Raw genomic sequence first — 12495 nt, 5'->3', positions numbered from 1 at the left:
TTTCCCTTCAACAAATCTCGCCCCGGTTTACCCAATCTTGTGCCAAGCCAGCAAAGGGCAAGTCTGCAAAGATTTTCTCCCCAAAACATGATTTTACCATGTTACCCTTTTGGGGTACGTAAAAGGAAAAAGTCAAAGCCTTGCAGCTTTTGCAAGATTTGGCACAAGATTGGGTAAACCGGGGCGAGATTTGTTGAAGGGAAAAATTAAAAAATTTAAGAGTTAGAAAGTACTTAAGCTTTGAGCTGCATTAAATGGTAAGGGTTGATTAAAAGGGTCCTCCTAAGAGATAAAACGGAGAACTGGTAGGGTCGAACTGTTTAATGGATTTTTAAGATAAAAACCAAAAAATAAATATATTATAATTTACAATCAAAACAAGGTGTTATGTAAGAAATAATGGTGTTAAATCTTGAGCCTTGCTCACTTTCTGGTCAGGAGCTTCGACAGTATAAATTGTTTTAAAAAAAGATAATTGTTGCATAATTGATATATGTTTGTTTATGTATAGTTTTAGGTGTGTCAGGCAAGAATGTAAAGCTTAAGAGGATATTAAAAAAATGTTTTTAAATAAGTATATTTTTTTATTCATTTATTTATTATTTATGATTTCTTGTGCCCCTGAACAGGAGGTAGTTGCCAACGGGGATGTAGTGATGGGGGTGACAGATAAAGAGATAGTTTTGGGCTCATCTTTGGCTTTAAAGGGACATGCCAGTTATTTGGGAATACAGACTTTGCGCGGGGCAAAATGTTATATTAACTATGTTAACGAAAACGGAGGAGTTTTTGGACGTAAAATCAGGATAATAGCCTATGATGATAGTTATGATCCACCTAAGTGTCTTGCTAATACCCAGCGTCTTCTGATTAATGATAAGGTTTTTGCCCTTTTTTGTTACGTTGGAACACCGACGACGATAAAAGTTCTGCCTATGATTGAAGAGGCCAAGATCCCTTTAATAGGCATGTTTACAGGGGCTAATGCTCTGAGAGAACCTTTCAATCCATATTTAATCAATATCCGTGCTTCGTACTATCAGGAAACCAGGGAGGCAGTGCGTCATCTTGTTCAAGATCTAAACTTACAACGGATAGCGGTGTTTTATCAGTATGATGCCTACGGGTTTGATGGGTTGACCGGGACGGAATTGGCTTTAAAGAGTTTTGGCCTGACACCGGTAGCCAGGGGGTCATATGTACGAGGTACCATGGATATTGATGAGGCCTTTAACAAGATTTGGTCATCTCGTGCGCAGGCTGTTGTTATGATTGGTACTTATGATCCTTGCGCCAAGTTTATTCAATTGGCCCAGGCAAAGGATTACCATCCGGTTTTTTATAATCTTTCTTTTGTAGGGGCAGAGGAATTGGCCAGAAAACTTAAAGGAAGTAAGGAAATTGTGCTTATGTCCCAGGTGGTTCCGCCTCCCACGTCTTGTGAAGATGCTGCTGATGAAAATTTACCCAACTATATTAATCTGTTAAAAAAGTATTTCCCTAATGATAGGCCGAATTATGTGGGATTTGAAGGATATATCAATGCTAAGGTGCTCGTAGAAGGACTTCGCAGGGCTGGCCGGAATTTAACCAGGACAAAACTGATTAAGGCTATAGAGTCTATTAAAAATTTTTCCTTAGAAGGCGATATCGATGTTCATTTTGGCGTTCATGATCACCAGGGCATGGACAATATTTATTTTACACGTCTTGAAAATGATGAGTTTGTCTTGATTGAGGATTGGAGTGATATAAAGAAAAAATACAATGAGTTGACTTTAGCTGATTAGATAAAATTGATTAAGTTGGGAAATTTAACCAAGATAGAACAAAATGTTAGATATACGAAAGAAGTTCAAAGATTTATCCCTGAAGAATAAGATTTTTTTGTCCATTATTTTAGTTATTTTGATTATCAGTATAGCCATTGCCTTATTGGCAAGATGGATTTTGGTTTCGAGTCTAACCAAAGAACTTGAAACCAGAGGTGTGGCTATTGCTCACAGTATAGCTGAGCGCGGGGGCGGGTTTATTCTGGACAAAAACTATCCTCGTCTTCTGGCCTTAATCTTTGATGAGGCCAAACTTAGGGAACGTAAGCAATTAATTAACTACATTTTTATTACAGATCAGGAAAATGAGGTTATTTCCCATACTTTCACCCATCCTTTCCCTGAAAAATTGAGGCGGATAAATCCCCTGGGGGAAAAGGAACAAAGTGTGCGCCTGGTGGAAGTTCATCATAAGATGACTTACGATATAGCGGTTCCTGTCAAGGAAGGAATCTATCGGATCGGAACTGTACATGTGGGCTTGAATAAAGCCCATATTGACAGGTTGATCTCCAAGTTACGTATAACTTTTCTGGGGTTTATTTCACTGGTCATTGTATTCATATTTTGGCTTAGCCATAGACTGGCTTTAACCATAACCCAGCCGGTGAGTAAATTGACCAGGATCGCTGACACTTTAAGTCGGGGAGATTTTGACGTCGCTCTGGATATGGGAGATGCAGATTTAAAATGGGATGTTTCTAAATGCCCGGCTTATACTGATACTAATATGCCATGCTGGCATTTGGATCAGGCCAAGCTGCTGGAGGGTGAGGGTGAGAAGAAACTTAGACAATGCAAGCAGTGTTTATTTTATCGTAAAAGGCAAGGGGATGAACTGGTACAGCTAAGGGACTCATTTATAAATATGGTCTGGAGCATTCGTTTGTACCGCAAACGACTTCAGGAGTCAGAAGCCAAGTATCGTTCCTTATTTGCCAGTGGCCCGGATCCTATTTTTGTTGTCCAGGCAGATGATTATACTATTCTTGATGCCAATCCTAGGGCTGAAGAGGTGTATGAATTTCCCAAAGACGAACTTTTAGGGCGATCTTTTGAACGTCTTTGGCCAGAGTGTCGACAGGTTTTTACCGGGGAAGAAGATAGATTTATGCATAATGGATATTTATATCGAGCCAAAGTCATCAATTACAAAAAAGGCGGGAGACCATTTTTTGTCAGCATCCATGCCTGTCCTATCAGCTATGCCGGAAAGCAGGGTATCATTCTGGCTTGCGTTGACGTTACTGAAATGATCGAAAAGGACGCCCAATTGATTCAGGCAAGTAAAATGAAGACCCTGGGCGAGATGTCCGCGGGCATAGCTCATGAACTAAATCAACCCTTAAATGCCATCAAAATGGGCAGTGAGTTTTTAGCTTTAGCCGTACAAGAAGACTTGCCTGTAGATAAAGAAAAGTTTTTGAGTGTAGTAACCGAATTGAGTAAACAGGTGGACAGAGCTTCGGAGATAATAAATAATCTTCGTGCGTTTAGTCGTAAATCGTCGTTGATCAGAGAAAAGGTCAGTGTTAATGATGCCATTTTAGGGGTTCTATCTATCTTAAAACAGCAGCTTAAACTGCAAAATGTTGACTTTGATCTAAGGCTTAAAGATGATCTGTGTCTAATTATGGCTCACAGTAACCGTTTGCAACAGGTGTTTTTCAACCTAATTACCAATGCCCGGGATGCTATTTTGGAGCAAGCTAAAACAAAAGACTATCCTTATAAAGGAATGATCAGGATCGCTACTTTTGAAAAGCAAGACCGCGTGGTAGTGCACATCGAGGATAACGGCATAGGTATCCCTGAGTCAGTCATGGATAAAATATTCGAGCCTTTTTACACGACCAAGGAGAGTGGCCAGGGCATGGGACTGGGTTTGGCCATTACTTATGGTATTGTTAAAGACTATGAAGGGAAGATCGACATAGAAAGTGTAGTTGGCCAAGGTACTAGTATAGAAGTCAGTTTCCCCAAGGCATAATCTGTTGCCAAAAGCTTATATTGAGTTTTATTGAGTTGAGAAAACAGAAGGCTATATTTGTGCGTCTTTAAGAGTCTGTGGGCAAACCTTACTTAAGAGGACAAATTTTCATAATTTTTTCAATCCTGATTTCTTTCATGCTGGTGCAAATGCCTGGACCCATCTATAGCTTGCTTGCGGACAGAGCATAATGGGACGTTTTGGATAAATGAATATTCTCTTTATTGTCGATAGTTATGGCAAATAGTCCCGGATATTTAGCTTTGTCTCCCCGATGCTCTGCTTATCCGCAAGCTTCGCCAAGATGGCTTACCCAGCCCTTTGCAATGCTTTCAAGAAACCAGGATTTCTAATCTGGTAGTTAAAATAGGATTTGGCTACAGACTCTTAAGTAAATGACCTTAGGCTTAAGTTATGAACGTTACAATTAAGAATTCAGGTGAGCTATGCAAGACAAGGAAAAAATTTTAGTTATAGATGATGAGGAACCAACTCTGAATATGTTTGAGCTTTTTTTGCAGGCCTATGGATTTGAGGTAGTTACTGCAACCAGCGGGGAACAGGGGCTGGAGTTGTTTAAATCCTGTCAACCATCCATTGTCTTAACAGATATAAAAATGCCAGGCATGGATGGCTTGCAGGTATTAAAAAAAATTAAAGAGATGAGGCCCGGGACAGAGGTTATTGTCATTACAGGCCATGGGGATATGGATTTGGCCATCAGGGCCTTAAATCTGGATGCTACGGATTTTATAAACAAGCCCATTGGTCGGGAAAATCTGGAGAAGGCGCTTGCCAGGGCTAGGGAAAGGATTGCTCTTTCTAAAGCCAAGCAAAAAGAGATTACCTTAAAAATTGAAAATGGCAAGGCTATTATAAATATATGTGGCCATGTTAATGCCTTATCAGCCTCAATTTTAAATGATACTTTTCAGAATTCTCTTCTGAACAATGTGCAAAAATTAGTGTATATTTTTAAAAAAAGTACAACTATTAACGGAGCAGGCATTGCTGCACTTTCAGAAATTTTTACCCAGGCCAGGAAAAAAGGCCTGGAAATTTTTGTAGTTAACTTGCCAGAAAATTTTCAAAAAGTGTTTCAAGTATTGGGGCTAAACAAAAAGGTCTGCATGGTGGACAAAATTGAACACATAGATAAAAATAAACACTAGTAAAAGACTAAAAGGGTAGAAATGTGAGAATTTTGTGGTTGATGGTTAATGTTTTATAGTCTTTTGAGTTATAATTTTACCCTTTTAAATTTTAATAAATATAAGCGAGGAGACAAATGGATAAACTTAAAGTTCCAACTGATTTGCCTGAACCAGTACTGAGTCCTAATGCCAAGATTGTCCTTACTAAAAGATATTTACGCAAAGGACCTGACGGAGAGCCGGTGGAAGACTTTAAGGGTCTTTTTTGGCGTGTGGCTTATAGTATCGCCCGGGAAGAAGAAAAGTATGAAAAGTCTCCGTTCAAGGTCGATGAGCTAGCCAGAATTTTTTATACCTTAATGGTGGAGTTTAAGTTTTTACCAAATTCCCCCACGCTTATGAATGCTGGCACAAAACTCGGCCAATTGGCTGCCTGTTTTGTCCTGCCCGTGGGGGATTCAATGGAGGAGATATTTGATGCCATAAAGTATGCAGCATTGATCCATAAATCAGGAGGCGGGACAGGGTTTTCTTTTTCCAGGTTAAGACCCAAGGATAGCCGGGTTGGCTCCACAGGGGGCATTGCCTCAGGCCCTCTTTCTTTCTTAAAGATTTTCAACACCGCTACAGAACAGGTGAAGCAAGGTGGAACTCGCCGGGGAGCAAACATGGGCATTTTGCGTGTGGATCATCCAGATATTCTGGATTTTATCAAGGCTAAGGAAAGGGATGGCGAGTTAAATAATTTTAATCTTTCTGTGGCGTTGACTGAGAGATTTATGCAGGCTGTGGAAAATGATGAAGAGTACGAGCTGGTTGCTCCCCATACCGGCCAAGTGAAGAAGAAGCTTAGGGCGCGGGAGGTATTTTCTCTTTTAGTGCAAAAGGCTTGGGAAAGCGGTGATCCGGGAATCATTTTTCTTGATCGCATCAATCGGGACAACCCGACCCCAAAACAAGGTGAAATAGAGAGCACAAATCCATGCGGAGAGCAGCCGCTTCTTCCCTATGAAGCCTGTAATCTGGGTTCTATCAACTTGGCCAAATTTTATGCCAGTGATGCCGAGGACGGTATTGACTGGGAGAGATTGAAAGAAGTTGTGCATTTGAGTGTGCGTTTTCTGGATAATGTTATTGACGCCTCTAAATATCCCTTGCCTATTATTACCGAGACCGTGCACAAAAATCGTAAAATAGGTCTGGGAGTCATGGGCTGGGCCGACCTCTTATTTCAATTGGGCATTCCTTATAATAGCCAGAAGGCCCTGAATTTGGCGGAAAAGGTCATGAATTTTATTCAGAAAGAATCTAGGTCGGCATCGAAAATTTTGGCCATGGAGCGGGGACCGTTTCCTGCCTATCCTGAGTCGGTCTATGCCGAGCAAAACTTCGGACCTTATCGTAATGCGACTACTACCACCATTGCCCCCACGGGAACGCTGTCCATTATTGCCGGTTGTTCGTCAGGTATTGAGCCCTTGTTTGCCCTAAGCTTTGTCCGTCAGGTTATGGATGGAGAGAGACTGCTTGAGGTTAATCCATATTTTGAGCAGGCCATAAAAGAGGCTCAAAGTTATAGTCCTAAGCTTATGGAGGAGATCAGCCAGAAGGGAAGTATTCAACACATGGATTTTCTGGACCAGAATTTGCGGGAAGTTTTTGTCACGGCCATGGATATTGAGCCGGAATATCATTTGAAGATGCAGGCTGCGTTTCAAAAGTATACTGATAATGCAGTGTCAAAGACTGTAAATCTTCCCAATTCAGCTACTCAGGAAGATATCTGGAGAATTTACTGGCTGGCCTATGAATTGGGGTGCAAAGGAGTTACTGTCTATCGCGATGGTTCTAAGAGTACGCAAGTTCTCAGCACTGGCGAGGGAGCTAAAAAGGAGGAGGAAAAAGATAGTCAGCCCCGCGTGCGTGAACGGCCAGAAGTAGTTTATGGGTTCACGCAGAAGGTAAAAACCGGACTGGGTGATTTATATCTAACCGTCAATGAAGTAGATGGTAAGCCATTTGAGGTGTTTGCCACTATTGGCCGTTCAGGACGATCCATCACTGCCAAGGCCGAGGCTATCGGCCGTCTAGTTTCACTGGCACTTAGATCAGGCATTGATGTCCGTGATGTAGTTAAGCAACTTAAAGGCATTGGTGGTGAACACCCTGTGTTTCAGAAGAAAGGTTTGCTGTTGTCTATTCCGGACGCAGTGGCCTGGGTTTTGGAGAACAGATATCTCCAGGGTGATATGATAGACGCGGATGACAAGAGCCTGGATAGACCCAAGTGTCCGGAGTGTGGTCAGAAACTTTATTTTCAGGAAGGCTGTTTTGTGTGTCACGCCTGTGGTTACACAAAATGTGGTTAGGTTGCTTTAATGCAAGTGGAACAGGATCGAGATCGATGTAAACTGGAGTTTATCCGCAGGGTAATAAATGTCTTAACTGATTCCAGGTTAAGATTGACCCAGAAGTTGGACCACAGCCTGGCCTTGATTCTCAAGAAGATCTCGGCCAGGCAGGGGTCCATTATGCTTCTGGACAAGGATCACAATCAATTACAGATCCTTGCTGCGACCAAAAAGGACATAATTGGCAAGAGCCAACCAATTGATCGCAGGGCCATCTCTGGATATGTATTCGAATCTGGCCAGCCTCTTTTGATTGAAGATATCAATAAAGATCCTCGATTTAAGCCTGCAGCCGCCAGGTCAAAGAATTACCGCACCGATTCTTTGCTTTGTGTTCCCCTAATTTCCCAACGCCAGGATGTTATTGGCGTGATCAATGCCTCTGATCGCTTGGACGATACTTCCTTTTCCCAAAATGATCTTGGTTTGCTGATAGATTTTGCTGCCTATCTTTCCCCCCTGGTGGAGAATTCTTATTTGCTACATAAGCTAAAAGAAGAGAGGGAGAAGTATAAAAGTCTTGCCCAGGAGTTGGAGTTAAAGCAAAAAGAACTTATGATTACTTACACAGAACGCTCTGAATTGGTACAGATGGTGGTACACGATTTTAAAAGTCCTATTTCGGCAGTCATTTCTAATTTGGATTTGTTGAAATATATGGGTTTAAGAGAGGACCAAGAGCCTATTGTGAATACGGCTATGGATGGTGCGGAGAAACTTTTAGAAATGATTAATGAATTTCTGGAGGTAGCCAAGTTAGATCAATGGCAGGAAGACAAAGGAAAATTAGAACCCGTAGCTCTTGCTCCGATTGTTAGACAGGAGGTAGAGGGAATAGAGCCTATAGCCAGGGCCAAGGGGATTGATATCCAAATTACTAATAAAGAAGATGTCTTGGTGTTAGGTGAACCAACCCTTCTAAGCCATCTTTTGCAAAATCTTTTATCCAATGCAGTGAAGTATACTCCGCAGGAAGGAAAAGTACGTGTTTTTTGGGAGGTCAAAACAGGCAAACGCAGGACGGATAGGCATGATAGAATTGTAAAACTTTGCGTTCAGGATAACGGCCCTGGTGTGCCTGATGATCTAAAAAAAGTTATTTTTAATCGATTTACAAGGGCAAAGAGCCACAAGAACATTCAAGGTACAGGCATTGGCCTTTTTATTTGTAGCCGTATTGCAAATCTGTTGGGGGGGAAGATCTGGGTTGAGGACGTGAGAGATGCTCAGGCCAAAGGAAGCTGTTTTTGTGTAACTTTATATGCTTTGGAGAATGGCCATGCTCGATAAGGGAAAACCAGTATTAGTAGCGGATGATATTCAGCCGGCGAGGGAGACTATGGTTAATATCTTACGGGTGCTGGGGTTTAAAAATATCATTCAGGCAGCCAATGGTGAGGAAGCTTGGGAGCTTTTGCAAGACAATCCAGATGTTGAACTTATTATTTCGGATTGGAAGATGCCTAGAATGGACGGGATTGAATTTTTGCGTAAACTACGCAGGGAGTCAAAATGGCAGGATGTTCCTTTTTTATTTGTAACTTCAAAGAGTGAAAGGGAAGATGTAGCCCTTGCCTCGGATTTGGGAATAAGCGGTTATTTGGTTAAGCCCGTAACCATCGGTTCTTTTATTGAGAAGTTGAAGAAATTGGACCAAGACAGTTCGCAAAATGCTTGGAAGGAAGCATTTAAAAATGCACGGAGATTAGGAGCGGAAGGAAAATTTGACGAGGCAGAACACAAGCTTAGGGAGTTGATAGAGGAGTTTCCTGCGTTAGAACCGCGAATTTATCTGGAAATCGCCCATGTCTATGCTCAAAAAGAAGATTGGTATGAGGCGGAAAAGATGGCGGCCAATGCCTTGACGGTTAATCCTCTTATGGTCAGGGCATGGTTTTTCAAAGCACAAATGCAAGGAAAACAAAAGAGATGGGAAGAGGCCATTGAGAGCGCAAAACAGGCTTTGGAAATAAGTCCTAAGAATACGGAATACATGTTATTTGCTGGAGAGGCCTATTTAAATATAAACGATCTGACCAAGGCCAGAGAATATTTTATAATGGCTATTAATAACGACCCCAAGGATAATGAAGTAAAAGAGATTATCTGGAATACATATCTAAAATATGACCTTGTTCAGGAAGTGCAGGCAGATTTTGGTCCTCTTTTGTTTACTTCATTGACTGTCGATACCTTGAATAATTTTGCAGTGGCCCTGCGTAGACAGGGAAGGCCGCAAGAAGCTTTGGACGTATATAAGTTCGCTCTGAAAAAAGAGCCAGAGAATCAAAAGATATTATATAATATTTCAGTCGCTTATCTAAATGTCAATCGCACTGATAGCGCTATAAAGTATTTGCGAAAAGCTGTTCGAATAAACCCAGAATTCCAGCAAGCTCAAGAACTGCTTGATAAATTGACAACTAGTGAATCGTTAAGCGTGAAGGATGAGGCGGTGGAGAAAAAAGTCAGCAAGTAACATCTTGATAACATTGAGTGAGTCTGTGGCCAAACCTTACTTGAGAGGATGCGCCCGCAAAAAGACCCTTTTTGCAGGCAATGTTGAATTTTGAATGATGAATGTTGAATTATTTGAATAGCTTACAAGATAAAGATGTTTGTCAGAACTGTAAAATTTTAATTATTGCAGTTGCATCTTAAGGGGACAAATTTTCATAATTTTTTTCAATCCTGATTTCTTTCATGCTGGTGCAAATGCCTGGATCCATCTATATTTTGCTTGCGGATAAGCAGAGCATCGTCAAGATGGCTTATCCAGCCCTTTGCAATGCTTTCAAGAAACCAGGATTTCTAATCTGGTAGGCAAAATAGGGTTTGGCCACAGACTCGAGTATAGAAAGTTGAACCTAATTGTGATGGCATTGATTTTCGATTCGTGAAAAAAATGATTCAAGTTAAACATTTATCTTATAATTTTGGGCCTTATTGGGCATTAAAAAATATTTCTTTTGAGTTAGACAAAGGGGATTTTCTTTTTCTTACAGGTCCTTCAGGAGCAGGAAAAACCACTTTATTGCGTATCCTTCATGGCAGCTTGCCCGTTACAAGAGGGCATGTGCAGGTGGCTGGTTTTGACCTGAAAAAACTGCCAGTTCGTAAGCACTATCTTCTGCGACGACGGGTAAGTATTGTTTTTCAAGACTTTAAGATTTTGACTCGCAAGACTGTCTGGGACAATGTGGCTTTGCCCCTGCAGGTTAGAGGCATGTCGAGTATGCACATCCAAAAAAGGGTTAGAGCAGTGCTTAGGAGCTTACGCCTTGATCATAAGGCAGAGTGTCTTGGCCAGGAATTGTCCGGAGGTGAACAGCAACGGGTGGCTGTAGCCAGAGCTATAGTGGTCAATCCCAGGGTTCTTTTGGCTGATGAGCCAACGGGCAACTTGGATAAGGATCTGGCCTGGCAGCTTCTGGAAGTATTTCATCAATTTCATATTCATGGAACAACGATAGTTTTTGCCACACACAATGAAGAAATTATAGCCAGTAACCCGCAGGCCAAAGTGTTGAAGCTCTATCATGGGCAGATTGTAGAGGCCAGTTGGGCTTTGGAGGAGAAGACATAATGCGCATCATTGGTCACCTCTTGGTTCGGGGCATTAAAAATCTGGCTGAGAATAAAGGGGCGCAGGTCTTGACCATAGGCGCAGTCACTCTGGTGGCCTTTTTGTGCGGTTTTTTTATGCTCGTGTTATTTAATTTTCAGCAAATAATCGGAACAACTCAAAACAAAGTCCAATTTCAAATCTACTGGGAAAGGGGGGTGCCTTTATCCGAGGTGCACAAAGATTGGGAGCAAATCGCATCCTGGCCTGTGGTTAAGTCGATCAAGACATTTGCTCCTGAGCAGGCCTTGCAAATGCTGACTCAAACCTTTTCAGATGATGAGAGCAGCTCAAGCAGTGAGTACGTTAGTATTTTGGCTGATAATAATCCTCTTCCACCAACTGCTTTGGTGGAAGTAGAGTTATCGGTCTATAGTGACGCTGGCAGGAGCGAGGGTGCTGATCAGGCCAAGACCCTTCTGGACCGGTTAAAGAGTTTGCCAGGGGTGGACAGGGTGAACTTTAATCCTTTGCAAGTTGATCTGGCCAGAACCTGGCTAAAAATAGTACATGCAGTGGTTTGGCCTTTGATTGTGTTTTTGCTGTCTTTAATGGGGATGGTAGTGGGCAATACTTTGCGTCTATTTCACTTAAGCCATCAAGAGGAAGTGGAGATTTTAAACTTGGTCGGGGCAAGCAGAGCCTACATCCAACTCCCCATACTTATTGCCGGCGCCCTTCAGAGCTTGATTGGTGGCTGTCTGGCTTTGATTATGTTGAAGTTAACGCATTTGGTAGCACAAAAAATGCTTTATGTGCCCCCTTTCTGGCTAAAGATTAGTTTTTTACCCTTGCCTTATGTAGGTATTTTTTTGGCGGTGCTGATTTTGGTGGGAATAATTAGTGGATTGTTAGCTGGACAGAGTTCGTATTCGTGAGCGGAATAAATGTTTTAGAGCTCAAGGTAGTTAGAGATTTTTGTTGTGCCTTTTTTAAGATAACCCTGCTCTGATCAGAAAGGACGAGCAGGGTTCTAAGGCGGGCTAAAGTTCAAGCTTAGGGTTTAATGTAGGCACATCCCTCAGCCTGCAGCCTGATCAACTCCATGACACCTGCCGGTACCACTTCGCATTGTTTGAAAAGCTCTTCCCGGTCAATATCCAAGTTGCGGAGTGAGTTATTACAGACAAAAAATCGAACACCTACCTTAGATAGTTCTTCAATACGGGATGCGTGCTGCCTGGCTCGGTCACGCTGAAATAACCTGACCGCAACACCGTTAGCTACGAGATAAATACTGGCATCTTCAGCGGGGACCTCTTTTAGAAGATTAGTGATGTTGTTAAGTGCCATAATGAGCCTGTCCTCTTCATCCCAATCCAGATGGAAAACGACTTTGACTTCCATAGGTTTCCTCCTTTTTTAAAGCCAGGGTGAGGCTGGCAGAGCCCCACCCGTTTGCACTGATTTATTAAAATCTCAACTTTCGGAGTTAATTTACGAGCACATTTTCTTCAATGCTAACAAAGACTTGGACACATCT

9 protein-coding genes are annotated in these 12495 nt (G+C 41.9%); 8 read left to right on the top strand and 1 reads right to left on the bottom strand.

Features of this window, described 5'->3' with window-relative positions:
* The first annotated feature begins 560 nt into the window (after positions 1–560).
* The 8 genes from AC3WVG_RS10335 (at position 561) to AC3WVG_RS10300 (ending at position 11890) form a co-directional block, all read left to right on the top strand.
* Positions 561–1790 (top strand): ABC transporter substrate-binding protein, encoded by a 1230-nt coding sequence (locus AC3WVG_RS10335; RefSeq protein ID WP_488798045.1) that lies wholly within the window; start codon positions 561–563, stop codon positions 1788–1790.
* A 43-nt stretch (positions 1791–1833) separates the two neighbouring features.
* Positions 1834–3822 (top strand): ATP-binding protein, encoded by a 1989-nt coding sequence (locus AC3WVG_RS10330; protein WP_488798044.1) that lies wholly within the window; start codon positions 1834–1836, stop codon positions 3820–3822.
* A 446-nt stretch (positions 3823–4268) separates the two neighbouring features.
* The gene (locus AC3WVG_RS10325) at positions 4269–4994 is read left to right on the top strand and encodes a response regulator (protein ID WP_488798043.1); all 726 of its coding nucleotides are present in this window, start codon (positions 4269–4271) and stop codon (positions 4992–4994) included.
* Between the two features lie 116 nt (positions 4995–5110).
* Positions 5111–7345 carry a vitamin B12-dependent ribonucleotide reductase gene (locus AC3WVG_RS10320; protein ID WP_488798042.1) on the top strand — a complete coding sequence of 745 codons (2235 nt, stop codon included), beginning with the start codon at positions 5111–5113 and terminating at the stop codon, positions 7343–7345.
* Positions 7346–7354: 9 nt separating this feature from the next.
* Positions 7355–8677, top strand: a complete 1323-nt coding sequence (locus AC3WVG_RS10315) for a GAF domain-containing sensor histidine kinase (RefSeq protein ID WP_488798041.1) — start codon at positions 7355–7357, stop codon at positions 8675–8677.
* Positions 8667–9866 carry a tetratricopeptide repeat protein gene (locus tag AC3WVG_RS10310; protein WP_488798040.1) on the top strand — a complete coding sequence of 400 codons (1200 nt, stop codon included), beginning with the start codon at positions 8667–8669 and terminating at the stop codon, positions 9864–9866. The genes AC3WVG_RS10315 and AC3WVG_RS10310 overlap by 11 nt, the downstream gene beginning before the upstream one ends.
* Before the next feature lie 426 nt (positions 9867–10292).
* Positions 10293–10973: a cell division ATP-binding protein FtsE gene (gene ftsE, locus AC3WVG_RS10305; protein WP_488798039.1), complete on the top strand. Its 681-nt coding sequence runs from the start codon at positions 10293–10295 to the stop codon at positions 10971–10973.
* A complete protein-coding gene (locus tag AC3WVG_RS10300) occupies positions 10973–11890 on the top strand; it encodes a cell division protein FtsX (RefSeq protein WP_488798038.1) in 918 nt (305 codons plus the stop codon). The genes ftsE and AC3WVG_RS10300 overlap by 1 nt, the downstream gene beginning before the upstream one ends.
* A gap of 118 nt (positions 11891–12008) precedes the next feature.
* Here AC3WVG_RS10300 and AC3WVG_RS10295 read toward each other — a convergent pair whose 3' ends face one another.
* Complete coding sequence (locus tag AC3WVG_RS10295; RefSeq protein WP_488798037.1) at positions 12009–12359, bottom strand: DsrE family protein; 351 nt, start codon at positions 12357–12359, stop codon at positions 12009–12011.
* Positions 12360–12495: the final 136 nt, after the last annotated feature.

The sequence above is a fragment of the Desulfovulcanus sp. genome (assembly GCF_982781345.1).
This window is presented reverse-complemented; position numbering and strand designations above follow the sequence as displayed.

Excerpts from the sequence above, each read along its gene's own strand:
- AC3WVG_RS10300 (WP_488798038.1), top strand. The coding sequence starts at position 10,973 with ATGCGCATCATTGGTCACCTCTTGGTTCGGGGCATTAAAAATCTGGCT.
- AC3WVG_RS10325 (WP_488798043.1), top strand. The coding sequence starts at position 4,269 with ATGCAAGACAAGGAAAAAATTTTAGTTATAGATGATGAGGAACCAACT.
- ftsE (WP_488798039.1), top strand. The coding sequence starts at position 10,293 with ATGATTCAAGTTAAACATTTATCTTATAATTTTGGGCCTTATTGGGCA.
- AC3WVG_RS10330 (WP_488798044.1), top strand. The coding sequence starts at position 1,834 with ATGTTAGATATACGAAAGAAGTTCAAAGATTTATCCCTGAAGAATAAG.
- AC3WVG_RS10335 (WP_488798045.1), top strand. The coding sequence starts at position 561 with ATGTTTTTAAATAAGTATATTTTTTTATTCATTTATTTATTATTTATG.
- AC3WVG_RS10310 (WP_488798040.1), top strand. The coding sequence starts at position 8,667 with ATGCTCGATAAGGGAAAACCAGTATTAGTAGCGGATGATATTCAGCCG.
- AC3WVG_RS10295 (WP_488798037.1), bottom strand. The coding sequence starts at position 12,359 with ATGGAAGTCAAAGTCGTTTTCCATCTGGATTGGGATGAAGAGGACAGG.
- AC3WVG_RS10320 (WP_488798042.1), top strand. The coding sequence starts at position 5,111 with ATGGATAAACTTAAAGTTCCAACTGATTTGCCTGAACCAGTACTGAGT.
- AC3WVG_RS10315 (WP_488798041.1), top strand. The coding sequence starts at position 7,355 with ATGCAAGTGGAACAGGATCGAGATCGATGTAAACTGGAGTTTATCCGC.